The sequence below is a fragment of the Providencia sp. UF-224 genome (assembly GCF_058245955.1).
Window position 1 is genome coordinate 39821 of sequence record NZ_JBSICC010000018.1, and the last position, 19794, is coordinate 59614.

21 protein-coding genes and 3 tRNA genes are annotated in these 19794 nt (G+C 41.2%); 13 read left to right on the forward strand and 11 right to left on the reverse strand.

The features are described 5' to 3' along the window. Nucleotides 1-33: 33 nt before the first annotated feature. The 3 genes from dapD (at nucleotide 34) to AC4IFO_RS16045 (ending at nucleotide 1654) form a co-directional block, all read left to right on the forward strand. Nucleotides 34-861, forward strand: coding sequence for a 2,3,4,5-tetrahydropyridine-2,6-dicarboxylate N-succinyltransferase (gene dapD, locus AC4IFO_RS16035; RefSeq protein WP_490735830.1), 828 nt, complete (start codon nucleotides 34-36; stop codon nucleotides 859-861). 88 nt (nucleotides 862-949) lie between these two features. After that, entirely contained in the window at nucleotides 950-1102 is a 153-nt protein-coding gene (locus AC4IFO_RS16040) for a hypothetical protein (RefSeq protein WP_490735832.1), read from the forward strand. Between the two features lie 171 nt (nucleotides 1103-1273). Further along, the gene (locus AC4IFO_RS16045; protein WP_047755916.1) at nucleotides 1274-1654 is read left to right on the forward strand and encodes a DUF3461 family protein; all 381 of its coding nucleotides are present in this window, start codon (nucleotides 1274-1276) and stop codon (nucleotides 1652-1654) included. A 77-nt stretch (nucleotides 1655-1731) separates the two neighbouring features. On the opposite strand, the gene AC4IFO_RS16050 is transcribed toward AC4IFO_RS16045, so the two are convergent. The 3 genes from AC4IFO_RS16050 to AC4IFO_RS16060 are packed head-to-tail and all read right to left on the reverse strand — an operon-like array spanning nucleotide 1732 to nucleotide 3300. Continuing rightward, nucleotides 1732-2184 (reverse strand): flavodoxin, encoded by a 453-nt coding sequence (locus tag AC4IFO_RS16050; protein WP_490735834.1) that lies wholly within the window; start codon nucleotides 2182-2184, stop codon nucleotides 1732-1734. Nucleotides 2185-2206: 22 nt separating this feature from the next. Continuing rightward, nucleotides 2207-2965, reverse strand: coding sequence for a tRNA pseudouridine(65) synthase TruC (gene truC, locus AC4IFO_RS16055; RefSeq protein WP_490735836.1), 759 nt, complete (start codon nucleotides 2963-2965; stop codon nucleotides 2207-2209). Further along, a complete protein-coding gene (locus tag AC4IFO_RS16060) occupies nucleotides 2965-3300 on the reverse strand; it encodes a YqcC family protein (RefSeq protein WP_490735837.1) in 336 nt (111 codons plus the stop codon). The genes truC and AC4IFO_RS16060 overlap by 1 nt, the downstream gene beginning before the upstream one ends. A gap of 238 nt (nucleotides 3301-3538) precedes the next feature. Between AC4IFO_RS16060 and AC4IFO_RS16065 the strand changes: the two genes are divergently transcribed. Continuing rightward, nucleotides 3539-4432 (forward strand): DUF535 family protein, encoded by an 894-nt coding sequence (locus tag AC4IFO_RS16065; RefSeq protein WP_490735839.1) that lies wholly within the window; start codon nucleotides 3539-3541, stop codon nucleotides 4430-4432. Nucleotides 4433-4853: 421 nt separating this feature from the next. Here AC4IFO_RS16065 and syd read toward each other — a convergent pair whose 3' ends face one another. Continuing rightward, nucleotides 4854-5414, reverse strand: a complete 561-nt coding sequence (gene syd / locus AC4IFO_RS16070) for a SecY-interacting protein (protein ID WP_490735841.1) — start codon at nucleotides 5412-5414, stop codon at nucleotides 4854-4856. A gap of 143 nt (nucleotides 5415-5557) precedes the next feature. On the opposite strand from syd, the gene queF reads away from it, so the two are divergent. From queF to xni, 3 genes are all read left to right on the forward strand, one after another. Beyond that, nucleotides 5558-6403: an NADPH-dependent 7-cyano-7-deazaguanine reductase QueF gene (gene queF, locus AC4IFO_RS16075; protein WP_490735843.1), complete on the forward strand. Its 846-nt coding sequence runs from the start codon at nucleotides 5558-5560 to the stop codon at nucleotides 6401-6403. Nucleotides 6404-6509: 106 nt separating this feature from the next. Then, nucleotides 6510-7877: a nucleotide 5'-monophosphate nucleosidase PpnN gene (gene ppnN / locus AC4IFO_RS16080; protein WP_353244429.1), complete on the forward strand. Its 1368-nt coding sequence runs from the start codon at nucleotides 6510-6512 to the stop codon at nucleotides 7875-7877. An 18-nt stretch (nucleotides 7878-7895) separates the two neighbouring features. Further along, nucleotides 7896-8651 (forward strand): flap endonuclease Xni, encoded by a 756-nt coding sequence (xni, locus tag AC4IFO_RS16085; protein WP_490735846.1) that lies wholly within the window; start codon nucleotides 7896-7898, stop codon nucleotides 8649-8651. Nucleotides 8652-8706: 55 nt separating this feature from the next. Here the strand turns inward: xni and rlmM are convergent, their stop codons facing one another. The 3 genes from rlmM to AC4IFO_RS16100 are packed head-to-tail and all read right to left on the reverse strand — an operon-like array spanning nucleotide 8707 to nucleotide 11167. Beyond that, nucleotides 8707-9810 carry a 23S rRNA (cytidine(2498)-2'-O)-methyltransferase RlmM gene (gene rlmM / locus AC4IFO_RS16090; protein ID WP_219244403.1) on the reverse strand — a complete coding sequence of 368 codons (1104 nt, stop codon included), beginning with the start codon at nucleotides 9808-9810 and terminating at the stop codon, nucleotides 8707-8709. Continuing rightward, nucleotides 9803-10198: a DUF423 domain-containing protein gene (locus AC4IFO_RS16095; protein WP_206083735.1), complete on the reverse strand. Its 396-nt coding sequence runs from the start codon at nucleotides 10196-10198 to the stop codon at nucleotides 9803-9805. Before AC4IFO_RS16095 ends, rlmM begins: the two co-directional genes overlap by 8 nt. A 27-nt stretch (nucleotides 10199-10225) precedes the next feature. Beyond that, nucleotides 10226-11167: a transcriptional regulator GcvA gene (locus AC4IFO_RS16100; protein ID WP_490735848.1), complete on the reverse strand. Its 942-nt coding sequence runs from the start codon at nucleotides 11165-11167 to the stop codon at nucleotides 10226-10228. 697 nt (nucleotides 11168-11864) lie between these two features. Here AC4IFO_RS16100 and csdA point away from each other — a divergent pair. Then, nucleotides 11865-13070 (forward strand): cysteine desulfurase CsdA, encoded by a 1206-nt coding sequence (csdA, locus tag AC4IFO_RS16105; protein ID WP_490735850.1) that lies wholly within the window; start codon nucleotides 11865-11867, stop codon nucleotides 13068-13070. A gap of 29 nt (nucleotides 13071-13099) precedes the next feature. Beyond that, the gene (gene csdE / locus AC4IFO_RS16110) at nucleotides 13100-13558 is read left to right on the forward strand and encodes a cysteine desulfurase sulfur acceptor subunit CsdE (protein ID WP_490735852.1); all 459 of its coding nucleotides are present in this window, start codon (nucleotides 13100-13102) and stop codon (nucleotides 13556-13558) included. 40 nt (nucleotides 13559-13598) lie between these two features. On the opposite strand, the gene tcdA is transcribed toward csdE, so the two are convergent. Together tcdA and mltA are read right to left on the reverse strand one after the other, a co-directional pair. After that, on the reverse strand, nucleotides 13599-14417 hold the full coding sequence (tcdA, locus tag AC4IFO_RS16115) for a tRNA cyclic N6-threonylcarbamoyladenosine(37) synthase TcdA (protein WP_490735854.1): 819 nt from the start codon (nucleotides 14415-14417) through the stop codon (nucleotides 13599-13601). A 29-nt stretch (nucleotides 14418-14446) separates the two neighbouring features. Continuing rightward, a complete protein-coding gene (gene mltA / locus AC4IFO_RS16120; protein ID WP_490735901.1) occupies nucleotides 14447-15571 on the reverse strand; it encodes a murein transglycosylase A in 1125 nt (374 codons plus the stop codon). Nucleotides 15572-15819: 248 nt separating this feature from the next. Here mltA and AC4IFO_RS16125 point away from each other — a divergent pair. The 3 genes from AC4IFO_RS16125 (at nucleotide 15820) to AC4IFO_RS16135 (ending at nucleotide 16125) form a co-directional block, all read left to right on the forward strand. Further along, nucleotides 15820-15896, forward strand: a tRNA-Met gene (locus tag AC4IFO_RS16125). Between the two features lie 56 nt (nucleotides 15897-15952). Continuing rightward, a tRNA-Met gene (locus tag AC4IFO_RS16130) sits at nucleotides 15953-16029 on the forward strand. Between the two features lie 19 nt (nucleotides 16030-16048). Then, nucleotides 16049-16125, forward strand: a tRNA-Met gene (locus tag AC4IFO_RS16135). Nucleotides 16126-16244: 119 nt separating this feature from the next. Here the strand turns inward: AC4IFO_RS16135 and amiC are convergent. Beyond that, nucleotides 16245-17495, reverse strand: coding sequence for an N-acetylmuramoyl-L-alanine amidase AmiC (amiC, locus tag AC4IFO_RS16140; RefSeq protein ID WP_490735856.1), 1251 nt, complete (start codon nucleotides 17493-17495; stop codon nucleotides 16245-16247). 247 nt (nucleotides 17496-17742) lie between these two features. On the opposite strand from amiC, the gene argA reads away from it, so the two are divergent. Next, on the forward strand, nucleotides 17743-19086 hold the full coding sequence (argA, locus tag AC4IFO_RS16145; protein ID WP_490735858.1) for an amino-acid N-acetyltransferase: 1344 nt from the start codon (nucleotides 17743-17745) through the stop codon (nucleotides 19084-19086). Between the two features lie 108 nt (nucleotides 19087-19194). Here the strand turns inward: argA and AC4IFO_RS16150 are convergent, their stop codons facing one another. Beyond that, complete coding sequence (locus tag AC4IFO_RS16150; protein WP_490735860.1) at nucleotides 19195-19764, reverse strand: hypothetical protein; 570 nt, start codon at nucleotides 19762-19764, stop codon at nucleotides 19195-19197. Between the last annotated feature and the right edge of the window lie 30 nt (nucleotides 19765-19794).

The following is a 19794-nucleotide window of genomic DNA, read 5'->3' on the forward strand; positions in this document are numbered from 1 at the left end:
ACTTTTATGTTATTCAAGAGGGAAATACTATCAATGCAGCATTTACAAGCGATCATTGAAAACGCATTTGAAGACCGTGCTAGCATCACACCAAACACGGTTTCAGCACCCGTTAAACAGGCCGTTTTAGACACTATCGCGCTATTAGACAGTGGTAAACTTCGCGTTGCCGAAAAAATCGCGGGTGTATGGGTTACTCACCAATGGTTAAAAAAGGCCGTCTTACTGTCATTTCGTATCCAAGACAATCAAGTGATTGACGGTGCCGAAAGTCGTTATTTCGATAAAGTACCAATGAAATTCGCTGATTACGATCAAGCACGCTTCGAAAAAGAAGGTTTTCGCGTTGTACCACCAGCAGCAGTTCGTAAAGGTGCTTATATCGCTAAAAATAGCGTACTTATGCCATCTTATGTGAACATTGGGGCGTATGTCGATGAAGGGACAATGGTCGATACGTGGGCAACCGTGGGCTCTTGCGCGCAAATCGGTAAAAACGTGCATTTATCTGGCGGTGTCGGTATTGGTGGCGTATTAGAGCCATTACAAGCTAACCCAACCATTATCGAAGATAATTGTTTTATTGGCGCACGCTCTGAGGTTGTTGAAGGTGTGATTGTCGAGGAAGGCTCGGTGATTTCTATGGGCGTTTATCTGGGGCAAAGCACCAAAATTTACGACCGAGAAACAGGTGAAATTTTTTATGGGCGCGTTCCAGCGGGATCTGTCGTTGTGTCGGGTAATTTACCATCGAAAGATGGCCGCTACAGCTTATATTGCGCCGTGATTGTCAAAAAAGTGGATGAAAAAACTCGCGGAAAAGTTGGCATCAATGAATTATTAAGAACTATTGATGAATAACTAATTTTCTAACAGTTTACCCCCTTAACCTTTTACTGCTGTTTTTGAATTAGTTAGCAGTAATCTGGTAAAACGAAGCTATCCCGAAATGCATACTCTGTATGCAGCTCGGGTGGCCAAGTTCCCTTATCTTCCCCTATCTCGCCTTTCCCTTTTTATCGGTTTATTGCAAAGAGAAGTTGGTCAATTTCAAGAAATCGCGCATAATATGTTCGTGGCTTTTGCCGTTTACCATCAATAAAACTGTATTATTTTATTTTTCATTATCATGATGCTATTTACGTAATGGCTTAATGTTATTTACGTCTTTAGGTCAATAGCACAATAAAAGAGAAATAGACCGGTATTGTTACGGCCTGCTCACACAATTATTTTGTTCACCGACTCTGTCTCTACAGTTAAGCGAGCTAACATGTACGATAATTTGAAAAGTTTAGGCATTAGTAACCCTCAGGATATTGACCGTTATACCCTGCGCCAAGAAGCAAATAACGATATTTTGAAAATTTACTTCCGTAAAGACAAAGGGGAGTTTTTTGCAAAAAGCGTCAAATTTAAATACCCACGCCAGCGTAAAACCATTGCGGATGGGGGTAATAATTTCAAAGAAATTCACGAAATCAATACTAACCTTCGTTATGCTATTGAAGAACTCGACCAAATTTGCCAAACAGATAAAACTGATATCGATTTAAAACACAAGATTCTTGATGACTTACGTCATTTAGAACATGTGGTTTCAAACAAAATTGCAGAAATTGAAGCTGACTTGGAAAAACTGACTCGTAAATAGCCAACTTGTCAGAGATTTACTGCGCCGTGAAATCACCTAAATTTGTATCGAAAAGGGCTATTTCACGGTGCAGGCACTTACAGTAATTCACTCCACGCTTCAACCCACGGTTTTGCAAACTCTTCGGGGGTATCCACTTCTATCGCATCAATAAAAAGAATATCACCGATACGTGTGGCGGATTGCTCAGTTAACACTTCATCAAACCGTAGACCTGCGCCACAAAAGCTTTCATAACTGCTATCACCTAATGCAATTAAGCCATAACGTAAATCGGGCTGATAACCAACAACATCATTGATTTCATTAAAAAGTGGTGCGATGGTATCAGGAAGGTCCCCTTGCCCTGTCGATGAGGTTACAATCAACGCAATTTCATTTCCTGAATTATACAATTGCCAATCATTCAGAGTGGGCTCATCAAAGACAACCACTTCATGCCCTCTTTCCTCTAAGATTTCTTGTGCGATTTCTGCCACAGCTAAAGAGTTGCCATAGACAGTACCGACAAAAATACCTACTTTTGACATAACGCCTCCCTCTAAATTTAATTTAAACTGACGGATTAATAACTTTTATAGCTAGATTAGCGACTTGCGCTGACCACCCAAACTGCTCAGTCAATGAGATCCATTGTGCATCCCAAGGTGCAACCAGTGATATATTTTCTTCTGTTATAGGGTGACTTAAATTTAATTGGCTTGCGTGCAACATCAAACGAGAAACTGAAAAATGCTCAGATACGCCTCTGTTTTGTCGTAAGTCGCCATGCTTGCTATCACCAATAATAGGGTGGCGTAAGTGGGACATATGTCGCCTGAGCTGATGTTTTCGGCCTGTTTCTGGCATTAACTCTACCAAACTAAACCGTGCGGTTTCATAGCGGCCAATCGCCACAGGGCATTCCACCGTCGCAATTGGCCGACAATGGGTAATGCACTCTTGCAGCACCGGTTCCCGAGTAGCATGTTTGTCTGCGATTTTATCTAGCTCTTCCAGCAACGGGTAATCAATAGTTTGCTCATCAGTTAGATACCCCCGCACAATCGCATGATAGGTTTTCTCTAACTGATGGTTTTCAAACTGAGCAGCAAGCAACCTTGCTACTTCACTTGATAAAGCAAATAGTAAAATACCCGATGTTGGCCTATCTAGCCGATGAATGGGATAAACATATTGGCCAATTTGGTCGCGCAAAGTTTGCATCACAAAAACGGTTTCTTTGCTATCTAACCAACTGCGATGAACCAACATTCCTGCGGGCTTATTCACCGCAATCATATATTCATCTTGATAAATGATTTCTAACATCAATCACCCTGATTAGTCGAAAAAATGCTGTCTAGCTCACGCAAATGCTGGATAATAACCACGTATTGTTCTTCTTCGTCATGCTTATACGCTTCTTCAAAATACGGTGCGAGCGCAAAATTTGCAGGTAACGTACCACCTTGGTCAATAATCGCTTGTAAACGTGGAATTAAAATCCACTGTAGCCACTCCAAAGCCTCCATCGTATCGATGCAAAATGGCTCTACGCTTTTAAACGCATCTTGTTCTGGAGGATGCTCACGCCACAATAATTTTAATTTCATTTCGTCTTCGAGATGACGAAGCTTTTCAACAATGCGTTGTTCAGTATTCATATTTAAACCTTTTAGCCTTTATGCTGCGAAATATACTGTAATTTTGCCAACGATTCTGTCGGATAAATGGGGTTGGTCGACCTTATATACAAGCTTATTTATTTCTATTGCATTTATTTATTCAAAAAAATGCAATTCAATAAATTTCGTTGATACTTTGTTAGGGTACATACACATATAATTAAATGTTTTTTTAATTTAATTTTAGCGAAATAATTAACAATAAAATGGTTTATCTATGGGATTACTAAAGCAGTGGCGTAAGGAAAACAAAGCTTGGAAAGCATTCAGTCATAAACTTACCGAGCTCAAAAGAAAAGTTCGTATTGGGAAGCTCCCTTCAAGGCAGTATCAACAATACCAAAGCATGTGCCAGACATTCCAAAGTGCTCAGCTCGCCTCTGCAATTGATGGAGTTCCTCAATTTATTGAGCGCCCAATCAATAAATATCTACATAAAGCTTGGAGTGGAAAGCAAAAATTGCTTACAGCAAGCTACACGCTGAATTTAATTGAAAAAACCTTTACCTCAGAAGCCATTGAAAAGATGTTTTCGGCGAAACGTGAGGGGTTAACCGTTGCAAATATTGAGCTAAAATCCGGCGATTTTGCCCAACTTACCTTAATTTATTCCCAATATCCAAGGGAAGGTGATCTCACTTTACATCTGCGCAATGAAACAGGTGATGATATCTATTTAATGAGTTTTTCATTTGGGCCTGAAGGGCAACTCTATGTGTGTTCACTGCAAGGGCCATCAACGGATCAAAGTGTTGAGCAAGTTCGCCTAATTACCAAACAAATGCATGGAATGAGACCAAAAAACTTATTAATGTCTGCGGTATATGCGGTCGCTGCTTATTTCAAAGTGACGTCCATCCAAGGCATTGCAAACAATAGCCACATTAAGAGCCAGCACTTAAAATCAAGTTACGATACCTTTTGGCAAGAATGCAGTGCAACATTGACCTCTGATGGTTGGTACCAGCTCCCATTGCAAGAACCTGTTCGCGATATCGAGTCAGTAAAAAGCCAGCGCCGAGCTGAGTTTCGCCGACGTGAAGCACTTCGTGATGCAATGAGCCAAGAGATTATTACCTCGCTCAGCGCGAATTCAACTCATTTGAGCTAAACTCACAAAAAAGCCAGCCGGCCTAAATAAGGTCGACTGGCTTAACTTCACATTTTATACGCTTATGCATCCTGCAAAACGACTTCCTGTCGCTCAACGTCCTGTTGAATAAAAACACTTTAATAGGTCGTTCCTGCCTATTTAGCGCTCCATCGCTTGGTTTTGATTTTTTTATACATCGTGCTGTATAAAAGCTAAACGAACTTACCCTGTCCAGCGGCATAAGAATGTATTAAATCTATTAATGAAACAACCTAGCAGAGCAAACAAAAATGGGGTTGAAAAAACAGCATTATCTTTTTCGGTAGTAACGTCATGAAATTAAAAGTGAAATAATTATCATTTCAATAAAATGAAATAATTTTAAGAAATAGCTCAACCCAATTGTAAGCTTTTACTTACACCATTTATCCTAAAATACTTACCCCTGCGGTTCGACAACAGGAACTAACTCCTCAATAAAACTCGCTAAATTTGGCGAAAGGACGCGCCGTTCTTGGCTACCAAATTTTTCTAAAATCACTTCCCCAGTCAAATTGCAAAGTGAGATCATTTCAATTTCAGAGTCTATTGTTGCGATAAATAAGGTTGGTGATAATTTTAAGCGCTTTTGTGTCACTAAATGACCAATTAAATTTTCTTGTAAGCGAATAAAATCCTCTTCATTCCAAACTTGTACCAAACTTACCGTAATATCACGAAATGTGGCTTTCATATCCCCAGCAAGCTGAGTTGTGTAAAAGTCATGGATATCACTTTGCAAACTGATATCCAAGGCAGTTGCGACTTTATTTAAATGCGCATCTTTGATTGGGAATGCCTGAGGCTCCCAATAAACCCAGTTTTCCCCTGTTCGTACAATGCAAGGGGATGGAATACCATATAAATCAGTGGATGCGGGTGGTAACCCCGTTTGTTGTTCCCACGCTGACATGTAGTTTTGAGTAAAACGCTGTAGTGCTTGAGAGAGTATTGTATTCATAATTACGTATTTTTTACGGCTAGCCTAAATTGCTAGACGTCAATATGATGGATAAATGGTATTATGACAGATGTTTGTAGGCGAATAAAATGTACACATTCTGCCTTTTAGCCTCATTGTGTTTATGAAGTATAAGGATCACTATGTCACACTACCAGAACAATCCTGCATTAGACAATTTAACGCTTGGGAAAAAAACGGCTTATCATGACCAATATGATGCTTCACTGCTGCAACCCGTCCCACGGAGCCTAAATCGTGATCCATTAGGGATTTACGCAAATGCATTGCCATTCCACGGTGCGGATATTTGGACCTTATATGAAATTTCGTGGCTAAATCAACGTGGCGTGCCTCAAGTCGCCATTGGCTCAATCAGTGTAAACGCAACAAGTGATAACCTCATTGAGTCTAAAAGTTTTAAGTTGTATCTCAACAGTTTTAATCAAACTCGCTTTGAAACTTGGGAAAATGTGCGAAGCGTTTTGCAAAATGATTTAAGCCGCTGTGCTAATGGCAAAGTTGACGTTACACTTCATAAGCTAGAGGCTTTTTCTCATCAGCCCATCCTGCCATTTAAAGGGCAGTGTATTGATGAGCAAGATATCACTATCGAACAGTATGAGTTTAACCGTGACTATCTAGCGGGTTGCACTCAAGAAGAGATTGTAGAAGAAACATTAGTCAGTCACTTGTTAAAGTCGAATTGCTTGATTACAAATCAACCTGACTGGGGCTCTGTACAAATTCATTACTCTGGCCCTAAAATCAGCCATGAAGCACTTTTACGATATTTAGTTTCATTCCGTCACCATAATGAGTTTCATGAGCAATGTGTTGAACGTATCTTTAACGATATTATGCAGTTGTGTAAACCAGAAAAACTGAGTGTCTATGCTCGATACACCCGCCGTGGGGGACTGGACATTAACCCATGGCGTAGCAATGAAAATTTTGAACCTGAACTTGGCCGCTTAGCACGCCAATAGTACGCATGTAGTTGATAAATGCTTGAAAACAGTTGAAAAGTAAATCCGTTAACGTATTTGCTGTACAATTCACCTATCAAGAACCCATGGGGTAAAGGAGTACTACTTGATTACGCATATCAGTCCATTAGGATCTATGGATCTACTCTCGCAACTTGAAGTTGACATGCTTAAACGCACCGCAAGTAGCGATTTATACCAGTTATTTAGAAACTGCTCATTAGCGGTTTTACATTCAGGAAGCCTTACTGATAGCAGTAAAGAATTACTCGAAAAAAGTAAAGACTTTGATATCAATGTATTACGCCGTGAACGTGGTGTAAAACTTGAGCTTATAGAGCCACCAGAAAAAGCGTTTGTTGATGGTAAAATTATTCGCACTTTGCAAGCAAACCTATTTGCCGTCTTACGCGATATTTTGTTCGTCCACGCGCAAATTAACCAAGCTAAAGAGCAATTCCATTTTGATACCGAAAATGGAACGCACATCACCAATATGATTTTCTCCATCCTGCGCAATGCTCGCGCATTACATATTGATGATGACCCAAGCATGATAGTCTGCTGGGGCGGTCACTCAATTAACGAAATTGAGTATCAATATGGGCGTAAAGTTGGTAATGAGCTGGGCTTGCGTGAATTAAATATCTGTACAGGTTGTGGGCCGGGTGCAATGGAAGCCCCAATGAAAGGCGCTGCGGTTGGTCACGCACAACAACAGTATAAAGATAGCCGCTTCATTGGATTAACCGAACCTTCTATCATTGCGGCTGAGCCACCTAACCCATTAGTTAACGAACTCATTATTATGCCTGACATCGAAAAACGTTTAGAAGCGTTTGTTCGTTTGGGCCATGGCATTATTATTTTCCCGGGCGGCGTTGGTACTGCTGAAGAATTGCTGTATTTACTGGGGATCTTGATGGATCCTGCCAATAAAGAGCAAGTTTTGCCACTTATTTTAACGGGTCCGAAAGAAAGTGCAGAATACTTTGAAGTATTAGATGACTTCATCCGACACACTTTAGGGGATGACGCGAGCAAGCACTACCAAATCATTATTGATGATGCTCAAGAAGTCGCCCGCGTAATGAAAAGAAGCATGCCACAAGTGAAAGAAAATCGCCGCAGCACAGGCGATGCATATAGCTTCAACTGGTCAATCAAAATTGCCCACGACTTACAGCACCCGTTTGAACCGACTCATGAAAATATGGCTTCGCTGAATCTTCATCCGGGGCAAGCGCCTGAGAAGCTGGCTTCAGATTTACGCCGTGCCTTCTCTGGTATCGTCGCAGGTAACGTGAAAGAGTTTGGTATGAAAGCGATTGAAAAACACGGTCCATTCAAAATTCACGGTGATAGCGAGCTCATGAAACGTATGGATGTGTTATTACAAGGCTTTGTTGAGCAACATCGTATGAAATTACCCGGTGGTACTGCATATGAGCCTTGCTACGAAATCGTGAAATAAATCAGTGATGGCGTATTTATGATCCATTTATTAATTATTGATGCATTAAATTTGATACGCCGTATCCACGCGGTGCAAGGAAGCCCGTGTGGAGAAACCTGTTTATCTGCAATATCTCAGTTGATTGCCCATACAGATGCCACGCACATTGTGGCAGTGTTTGACGAAGAAGGCCGCCACCAAAGCTGGCGTCATGAAAAGTTGCCTGATTACAAAGCTGGCCGGTCACCGATGCCTGAAGATTTGCATGCTGAGCTCCCCGCATTAATGGCTTTATTTACGGAAAAAGGCATCCACTGCTGGCAATCTGAAGGGGATGAAGCAGATGATTTAGCGGCTACCTTGGCAACTCGCATCGCGGGATCAGGGCATACCGTGACCATCGTTTCTACAGATAAAGGTTATTGCCAACTGCTTTCACCTAATCTGCGAATTCGCGATTATTTTCAAAAGCGCTGGTTAGATATCCCTTTTATTGAAAAAGAATTTGGTGTTTCACCAGAGCAACTTCCTGATTATTGGGGACTTGCAGGTATTAGCAGCAGTAAGGTTCCCGGCGTTGCAGGCATTGGTCCAAAAAGCGCAACAACACTATTGCAGCAATATCACTCTATCGAAAATTTGTTTGCGAATTTAGATAAACTTGAAGATAAATGGCAGAAAAAGCTAGCTAATCAGCAAGAAATTGCTCTGACTTGCCGCGATATAGCGACGTTAAAAACGGATATTGCGCTACAAGGTAATCTCAATCAGCTACGTTATATAACCAACTAATGAAAACAAAAAGGCCACTTAGTTAATGAGTGGCCTTTCTTATTGGTTTGATGAATTAATAAAATTCACGCGCCATTGGGTTTGCTGACCAAACACGCATCACATGCACGGTCACTTCTTCGCGGTCATGATAAAGCTGCTTAGCCTGAATGAGCACATTTATGCCTCGTTCCTTCAGTTGCACCTGCATCTTTTCTAAGATGTGTGAAACTTCTTCATAGCGCTTTTTCATTGGCAGTTTTAGGTTAAATATCGCCTCACGGCACCAACCCTGGGCTAACCAATCTGTCATCAATGCAGCCACTTTGGCAGGTTTTTCAACCATATCACACACTAACCATGTAATATTCTGGGATGACGGTTGAAACTTAAAGCCATCCACTCGATGATGAGTAACTTGCCCTGTATCCATCAAACTTTCTGCCATCGGGCCATTATCCACCGCGTGAACCATCATGCTGCGTTTCACAAGTTGGTAAGTCCAACCACCCGGGCATGCCCCTAAATCGACAGCTTTCATTCCGCTAGCAAGGCGTTCATCCCACTCTTCGTAAGGGATAAAGACATGAAATGCTTCTTCTAACTTCAAAGTAGAACGGCTAGGCGCATCAGACGGGAATTTTAAGCGAGGAATACCCATATAGAAATTCGAGCTATTGTTGGTGTACGAATAACCTGTGTAGCAACAACCTGGAGCGATGAAAAAAACATGGATAACTGGGCGCTTAAAGTTCTCAAGAGGAAGTAAAATTTTCTCTTTACGCAATGCATTACGTAAAGGCACCGTAAATTTACGGCAAAACTTCATCAACTCTTTTGATTCGTTGGTATCAGCCACTTCAACACGGATATCACCCGCTCTCGCCACTTGCTGGCTTAACGCGCTGACTATTGGTGTAATACGGTCTTCAGGCGGCAAGTCTTTTAATAAATCACCAACAACAATCATCTGGCGAGCAAAAATTAACTCACGAAAAGGCAACGTACGCGCGAGTGTATCCGCATCTTCTGCTTGATAGCACTCAAAAATGACATAACCACTATTTTCTTTTACGCGGGCAAAACCGTAAATTTCTTTTTGCCCGGCTTTATCTGTAATCTCTGCTGCGCACTCTTTTTCAAAGCCTGGTCGACAATAAAGTGCAATCTTATTACTCATTGCGTGACGCCGATTTCCTTAGACGCATAGCGCCAATAACAACTAACAACCAACCAATCAGGAAACAAACTCCCCCTATTGGCGTAAAATAAGAAAAGTATTTTACCTGCAATAGGGCCATACAATAAAGACTACCGCTAAAAAGAAGTATCCCAACAGAGAAAAAAACACCTGACCAATAAAACCACAGGATCACTTTACGTAATAAAATTGCCCCTAATACCATTAATGCAATAGTATGCAACATCTGATAACGCAACCCAGTTTCAATCCAGTCCATTTGATGGACACTCATAATTGACGATAACGCATGAGAACCTATCGCTCCAAAAGCGACAGTAAAAAAGCCACTAATCCCAGCGAAAATTAACATCAAACGACTATTCACAGTAACACCTTTTGTTTAAATACTTGATTACTGAATAAGCGCCACATCTTGGTCACCCGTAATAAAGCCCAATTTTTCTTGTTCACTCGCTGCTTGCGCAAGGATCCACTGGCGAAATGCAGCTATTTTGCCTAAGTCAGCCTGACTTTCTTGGCAAACTAAATAAAACGCATTTTTGCTAACTAACACCTCGCTAAAGGGACAAACTAAACGCCCTGCGTCAATTTCATTCTTTGCCATTACATTATTGGTTAATGCAACACCTTGCCCATGCACAGCAGCTTGGATAACCATCGCACTGTGACTAAAAATAGGCCCTTGCTGTACATTAACGATATTCTGTAACTCTAGTTGCTTAACATACGATTGCCAGTCTTTACGTGAAGAGTCATGGAGTAACGTATGTTTAGCCAAATCTTCTGGATTTTTTAGCTGGTTTTCCCCTGTCATTAACGAGGGGGCACAAACTGGCATCAAATATTCTGCATACAGCCTATCTGTCCTAAGACCGCTCCAGTTTCCTCTCCCATAAAAAATCGCCACATCCACATCATCGGCGAGTTTATCTTCTTCTCTATCAACAGCTTGGATACGAACATCAATTCCTGGATAAGCTTGATTAAATCCTGAAAGCCTAGGTACCAGCCATTGGATAGCAAAACTGGGTGATAAACTCACCGTTAATGCCCCTTTGGCACTTCGTGCTTGTAATTTACGCGTCGCTTCGTTTAAAGAAGAGAATATTTCTTTAATATCAAGATAATAGCTCTGACCTTCTTCCGTTAACAATAATGAACGATTGCGACGGCGAAATAGCTTCAAGCCAAGGAAATCTTCCAAAGATTTCATTTGGTGACTCACTGCGGCTTGAGTGACAAATAATTCTTCTGCTGCCTTAGTAAAACTTAAATGACGTGCAGCTGCGTCAAATACTCTCAGGGCATTCAGTGGCGGTAATCTCTTAGACATAATTACGTCGACTCGGCATCTCGTTATACATTAGTTTTTTTCATCCGAAGCATTATAATTTGTCCCTTGAGGATCTGCCAGTAAATACCTATAGTATGCGCACTTCCTAAGCCGGAACGAAAAGTTACAGAGTTTGGTTACTTTGAAACTTTTGGCTTTGTGGTTGTGATGTTGTGTTTGCAAGTTGTCTGGTTGAACCAGACTTTGTAGCTTTTGCTACTGTTTTTTCACTTCCTGTACATTTACCCTGTCTGTCCATAGTGATTTTTTATAGTGCACCGCCAACATGCGGTGCTTTTTTTTGTGTTTTTTTACTAGTATCTACTTAGTGAAAATAAGCAATTTAACTTAATAAATACATATAGCTATAGATAGTTACTAGTGTACAGAAAAAATGTTAAGTTAGATATTTAAGATAATTCCTGAAAATGATTCAATTTATATATTGAAAAAAGAACCAAGAATTAAAATTGGCCACATTGTGATACAAAACTCTAAAACATCATAAATAACTACTCTCAATATTGCTAATAAGTAATACCAAACGTAACAAAATATTTCAATGTTTAGATGGAAAAATGACGAGTTTAAATTAATCAAAAAATAGTCAATAATGTACCGATAAATGTACATATCTATAGCCAATACATGCAACTATCAGATTACACAGATAATATTGACCAAAAAGAAAGAACCCATGGATCATTTTAGTGCTACCTCATTTCGCCATGCATTCCCTGCGATAAATACCTCAACACTGTTTTTTGATAGCGCAGCAACTTCATTAAAACCGCTCGCTATGATTGAGGCTTCAAACGATTACTATCGCTTATCTGGTAGCTCGGTTTACCGTGGACAATCACCTGAGTCATTGAAATTAACTCGTGATTATGAATTAGGCCGTGTTAGAGCAGCAAAACTCATCAATGCCCCCTCTGCAAATAATATTATTTGGACACGCGGCACAACTGAGTCGATTAATTTAATCGCTCAGAGCTATTTTCGCCCCTTATTAAAGAACGGGGATGAAATTATTGTCAGTGAAATAGAACACCACTCAAATTTATTACCGTGGATGATAGTCGCTGAGCAAACTGGCGCTAAAATTATAAAATGGCCCATCGAGCAAGATGCCTCACTCAGTTTAGAGACGTTAAAATCACTGCTAAACAGCAAAACTAAAGCCATTGCTATTACGCAAATGTCGAACGTCACAGGCTTCCAGCCTGATTTAGCGGTAATTACTTCTCTTGCTCATCAAATTGGGGCGCTGGTTATCGTTGATGGTGCACAAGGTGTTGTTCATTGCCCAGTTGATGTAAGTGCAGAGGATATCGATTTTTACGCTTTTTCTGCCCACAAACTGTATGGCCCAACAGGCCTTGGTGTTTGTTATGGGAAAACAGAATTATTAAATGCGATGGCACCTTGGCATGGCGGGGGAAAAATGTTGACTGAGGTGACCTTCGATGGTTTCACGCCAGCACCAATCCCTCAATGTTTCGAAGCTGGTACCCCTAATATTGCGGGTGTGATTGCTTTTTCAGCGGTTCTTGAGTGGATCCAATCTATCGATTTAGTGCAAGCAGAAGCTTATACCTGCTCACTTATTGAGCTAACATATAGAAAACTCTCACGCATTCCAGGTTTTATTGGTTATAGTGTACCTAATTCACCTTTACTTTCATTTAATTTTGAAGGTATTCACCATAGCGACTTAGGTGTGCTCTTGACTGAACAGCACATTGCATTACGCTATGGTCAGCATTGTGCTCAACCTTTAATGGATGCCTTGAATATTAGTGGCTGCATACGCATCTCTGTGATGCCATACAATAACTTGCAAGATATTGATAAGCTTATTCATGCGGTCACATTCTCTCTTTCAATACTCAATGACTAAATTAATACTAAATATAAAAAGGAAGCCTAATGACTTCGACTAAATATGAACTTGCTCCGCACCCTTTTGGTACAGAGATTGGAATTCAGGAAATAGTTGAACAGTTCTCCACACATAAAGCATGGGAAGATAAGTACCGTTTGCTAATACAATTAGCAAGGCAGTTACCTGCATTAACGGATGATGAGAAACAACAAACTCAAGAAGTGAAAGGCTGCGAAAATCGCGTATGGATTGGCGCGCTGATTAATGATGATGAGACCTTTCACTTCTATGGCGATAGTGAAGGGCGAGTGGTAAAAGGGCTTTTTGCGATTTTATTAGCCGCTATTGAACAGAAAACTGCAAAGGAAATCACGGAGCTTGATTTTAATGAGTTACTCGAAAAAACAGGTTTACCTAGCCAGCTTAGCGAGTCACGCCAAAATGGGATCCAGTCATTAATCACGGCAATTCAAAATATTGCCAATGAAATGACACCCGCCTAATCAATGAAAGAGGCTATCTATCGCAATAGCCTCTTTACTGCTAATGACTTTTTTCCGCATCTCTTTGGGCTTTCGCCATCATCTTTTTCAACGCATGTGCCACAGCAATAAAACCAAAACTGGCCGTAACCATGGTCACAGCACCAAAACCAGACGCACAATCCATTCGCTTAGAACCATCAGCGGTGCTTTTTGCAGCGCAGACAGTGCCATCGCTTTGCGGATAAACAAGCTGCTCGGTGGAAAACACGCAATCAATCCCCAGTTTACCTTTACCATTTTTGACAACATTAAAGTCTGACTTTAGCCTCTCACGAAGCTTTGCCGCTAAAGGGTCTTGAATGGTTTTTGCCAAATCTGCCACTTGTATTTGGGTTGGATCAATTTGACCACCCGCCCCGCCCGTTGTGACTACAGGGATTTTAAAGCGCCTACAATAAGCCAGTAGCGCCGCTTTAGGCCTAACACTATCAATGGCATCAATAACGTAATCAAAGCCCGTACCGAAGTACTGAGCGACATTATCGACAGTGATGAAATCATCAATTACATTCACCACGCATTCTGGATTAATCTCCAAAATGCGTGCTTTCATCACCTCAACCTTTGGCAATCCAACCGTTGATTTAATGGCATGTAATTGGCGGTTCGTATTGGTGACGCAAATATCATCCATATCAATTAAGGTGATAGCCCCAATACCGGAACGAGCAAGCGCTTCCGCAGCCCACACTCCGACCCCACCAACCCCAACGACACAAACATGGGAACGCGCAAAAAGATGGAGGGCTTGTTGCCCATATAAACGCCCGATCCCAGCAAAACGCTGCATCCAAGCATCTGAAAGCTTAGCTTGCATAATGACAAACAACCTTAGTTAAACGCTAATTACATTGCACCAAAAAGGGGCTGGCTCTTTTTCAGCACCCAAACGCGCCCATAATGGTTATAAAAACCTGCCATTTTACCTGCATCATGGCCTGTTCCGTGGTAAATATCGAAGTGGTGACCTTTAATCGCCCCACCCACATCCAAGGCAACCATCATACGCATTTCGTATTGCCCCGTAAATTTACCATTGCTGTCTAAAACAGGGATTTCTGCTAGCAAAGCGGTTCCTGCGGGGATCAACGTTTTATCTGATGCAACGGATGCTTTTGCTATCAATGGAACTGCACTTGCGCCTCTTACAGGTACAAAAGATTGCGGTTTGAAGAAAACAAACGATGGATTTTCCTCTAATAATTGGCGAACTTCTTGCTCACTGTGGCTATTTGTCCAATCGTGGATAGCTTGCAAAGACATTTGGCTTAATGGAACCTCACCCCGGTCAACAAGTACTTTACCTATGCTTTTATAGGCATGGCCATTTTTCCCCGCATAACCAAAGAAATTCAGAGGGCTACCATCGCCAAAATCAACATAACCACTGCCTTGCACTTCCATCATAAAGTTATCAACAGCAGAATTGCTGTAAGCCAAAATAAGGTTATTGCTCAATGCCCCGTTATAAATAGCCGCTCGGCTAGGTAATCGAGTCTTTCCTTTTGCTGGCATACCATACAAAGGGTGACGGAATTCCCCCTGAGGTGAACGTCTTGCTTCAATAACTGGTGTGTAATACCCCGTAAACTGCACGTTTCCGTAGTTATCCGCACCTTCCATTTGAAATGCAGATAAATTGAAACTGGCTAACTGGGCGGGGTTTCCTCCCGCCATTAACCAATTCTCAATCGCATGATAGGTATCACGGTTATTTTGAAATAAACGTGGAGAGGCTTTTTGAATTTCAACCACTTGTTGGTTAAAGTCAGGTGTGTTTATTGGTTTACCTTGAACATTCACCAGATTAACTTTTTGTAAGTCTTCAATGAGACGACCATCTTTGTATTGTTGGCCTTTATCTGTTGGATGAGTTTGGCATCCTGCCAACAGTGAAAAAAAGACCCCTGTGATTATCCATTTATTGGCTGCCGACCATTTTGCTTCCGCCAGCTTATTAATTACCTTCATTAATCCTAAATTCATGCTCCACCACCCAAACGCATCCAACAATCCAATATGAAATGCACAATAGCAAACCCAAAATGGGAATGAAACGTGTAAACATATTTAGTTAAATTATTTTTCTCCGCCACGCCAATAAAGTTTAAAAATTAGTCATTCCGTGCGTATTTTGTTCTGTAGAGTGCGAAATGTGAAAAAAAAACACGAAAAAACTTGCATCAGATCTCATCCCGAGTATAGTGCCCGCTATCGGACGCGGGGTGGAGCAGCATGGTAGCTCGTCGGGCTCATAACCCGAAGGTCGTTGGTTCAAATCCAGCCCCCGCAACCAATACTGATTTAATCAGTAAAGCAGTAAAAAAATCAAAACGTTGTAAAGAATTCAGTCGCGGGATGGAGCAGCTTGGTAGCTCGTCGGGCTCATAACCCGAAGGTCGTTGGTTCAAATCCAGCTCCCGCAACCAATTTTTTTACTTCTTCAGTCGCGGGGTGGAGCAGCTTGGTAGCTCGTCGGGCTCATAACCCGAAGGTCGTTGGTTCAAATCCAGCCCCCGCAACCAATTTTCTCTTCTAGTACCACACTCTCTCTCAAACTTATCAATTATCTCTTTCGTTTTTTGCACATAAAAAAAGGCGACTCGCTTTTGCTTATCACCTCTTTGTCCACTATTTGCAATAACTAGTTGCGGATCGCTAACTCACCACCGTTGCGAAAATACGCTTTTATTCCTTCAAAAATAGACTCTGCCATCTGTTGTTGGAACTTAGCCGTCTTCAACTTACGCTCTTCTTCTAGGTTACTGATAAACGCAGTTTCAACTAATATTGAAGGAATTTCAGGGGCTTTGAGTACAGCAAACCCTGCTTGATCAACCTTGTTTTTATGCAACCGGTTGACTTTCCCCATACGCTTGAGTACTTCATCACCAAATTTTAAGCTATCGTTAATTGTCGCTGTCTGGACTAAATCTAGCATTGTGTGATCAAGATACACATCCCCGCTCTTGCTAACCCCACCGATTAAATCAGCCTCATTCTGTGTTTGAGCAAGGTAACGAGCCGTGTTGCTGGTTGCCCCTTTAGTCGATAATGCAAATACTGACGAGCCATGTGCTGAACGGTTAGTAAATGCATCCGCATGAATAGACACAAATAAATCAGCCTGCATTTTACGTGCTTTTGCGACACGTACCTTAAGTGGAATAAACACATCTTCATTACGCGTCATATATGCACGCATTTTGGGGTCTTTATCAATCAACGCTTTTAAGCGCCGTGCAATTTGCAAGACAACATCTTTTTCACGTGTTTTATATTTCCCTATCGCACCGGGGTCTTCCCCACCATGTCCAGGGTCAATCATAATGATAATCGGGCGATCCGTCCCAGCCTTACCTGGTTTCTTCGCTTGTACTGGCATACTTTCTTCGAGGTCGCCTTTATTGTAGTCCTCGAGTAATGCTAACAGTGGATCATCACTGGTATCTACACCTTTACCCGGATAGAAATCAAGGACTAAGCGGTGTTTAAACTCCCCAACAGGCGACATAGTAAAGAATTGCGGGGTCACTTTATTTTTCACTTCAAAAACAAGGCGTACGGTTTTAGGGTCAAATTGCCCCACCCTAACCAATTTGAGGTAAGGGTCACGCGTTTGAATTTGAGTTCCCATCTGTTTAAGGACGTTATTTAACTGTACGCCCTCAAGATCAACAACGATACGCTCCGGGTTATTTAGTACAAACTGGCGATACTTTAGCGGAACACTCGATTCAAGCGTTACTCGAGTGTAACTCGACGCTGGCCAAATACGCACAGCAATCACGCTGCTATTCGCAGAAAAACCGAATGGGCTGACGCTCAGTAACATAACTGCGGCGGCGCCTTGGATAAAACGGCGCTTAGATGGGCTGTGATCTTGCTGACTCATCAATAATTCCGAACCTAGAACTGAAAAATAAAATGATTTTAGACTATAAGCCAATTATTTGGCTAGAAATAAGCACTCTAACGAATCATGTGCTCCCTGTCATTAATAATACACATTTATATTTAAAGATATGTAACCCATAAAAATATATTTGTTATTTTTTTATTCCATCTTTTACTTGATATTTTTTGCCAAAAAGAATAAAAATACATAATTAACGAATAAAAATTCACTTAAGAGGGTTGTTATGAAAGAGCGCAGCACCGAGTTGGTTGATGAATTTCGCCATTCGGTACCTTATATAAACGCCCACCGCGGCAAAAATTTCATTATTATGCTTGGTGGTGAAGCGATTGCGCATGAAAATTTTCCAAGCATTGTCAATGACATAGGGTTATTACATAGCTTAGGGATCCGAATTATTGTGGTCTACGGCGCTCGCCCGCAGATTGAAGATATTTTAGCGGAACACAAATACGATGCGGTTTACCATAAACATACTCGTGTAACTGATTCAAATACACTTGAATATGTTAAACAGGCATCTGGCGCGTTACAACTTGATATTACTGCACGTTTATCAATGAGCTTAAGTAATACACCATTGCAAGGCGCCCACATTAATGTGGTCAGTGGTAATTTTGTCATTGCACAACCGCTTGGCGTTGATGATGGCGTTGATTACTGCCACAGTGGCAGAATCCGCCGCATAAACGAAGAAGCTATCAATAATCAGTTAGATAATGGTTCTATTGTTTTAATTGGCCCTGTTGCTGTTTCTGTAACAGGGGAGAGTTTTAATCTCACTTCAGAAGAAATTGCAACTCAGCTAGCCGTGAAAATGAAAGCGGAGAAACTCATCGGGTTCTGTTCTTCTCAAGGTGTTGTAGACAAAGATGGCAATATCTTATCTGAATTATTCCCTAATGAGGCAGAGAACCGAATCCAAGAACTTGAGTCTGAAGGAGATTACTACTCAGGAACTGTGCGTTTCTTGCGTGGTGCAGCAAAAGCCTGTCGCCGTGGAGTACGCCGTAGTCACCTTTTAAGCTACCAAGAAAACGGGGCTCTTATCCAAGAATTGTTCTCTCGTGACGGTATCGGTACGCAGATTGTAATGGAAAGTGCTGAACAAATTCGTCGTGCAAATATCAATGATATTGGGGGTATTTTAGAGTTAATTCGACCATTAGAGCAGCAAGGTATACTTGTTCGTCGTTCACGTGAACAACTCGAAATGGAAATCGATAAATTCACGATTATTGAACGAGACAATTTAGTAATAGCTTGCGCCGCCCTTTACCCATATCCTGAAGAAAAATTAGGGGAAATGGCTTGTGTGGCCGTTCATCCAGACTACCGCAGTTCTGCTCGCGGAGAGGAATTGCTTCACCGTGTTGCGGTACAAGCAAAACAATTTGGCTTAGAAAAATTATTCGTGTTGACGACACGCAGTATCCACTGGTTTCAAGAACGTGGTTTTACCCCTGCGGAAATTGAAATGCTGCCATTAAAAAAACAGGCTTTATATAACTACCAGCGTCGCTCTAAAATTTTAATATTAGATTTAAAGAGCCAATCTGATAAGTAGTATTCTCTGTTTGAATAAAATAAGTGTTGGTTAGTGTAGTGTATGCCCCCAAATTACGAATGGATACCTAATTTGGGGGCATATTATTCATTGTTAATATCGACCTAGTTAAGCAATTTGTACAATTCTTGCTTTTTCACAAAGTGGATTGGCATCTAAATGAGGCTTTATTATCGCTTCCATTTCAGCAAAAGAGCTACCATAAAAATAGAAGGCTGTTTCTGTAGGGCCATCCCACACGCCGTGAATACTTCCGATATCTTCAACCGCTTCATCTAATACATCAAAAACGTCGTTAATGTCGCCATTTTCATAAACCTCATCGGCTAGCTCGGTACCATTAAAATAAACAGCTAAACCTTCGTGTTCACCGAAATCGATACGAATATCTTCACCATGAATAAATAAACGAGATCCTTTTGGCGCTAGCATTGAGGTAAATAGTTGGATAATCATGCTAATATTCTCATCACTTGCATCGGCAACGGCCAACTCAATATCACATTCTTGTGCTTCACCATTATCGCCTAATAGTGTGCCCCCACCCGCGACATGAATATCTTTATTCAGGCTTTTCATGACTTCATCAAATGCATCTTCTAAGTCTGCACGCCTAACAGGTTCTAATCTCGCATTTAACGTAATGGTTACTGCGGTCATCTCTTGCTGGTTATCCATATCATTACCTTTAAATCATCATTATCCGCA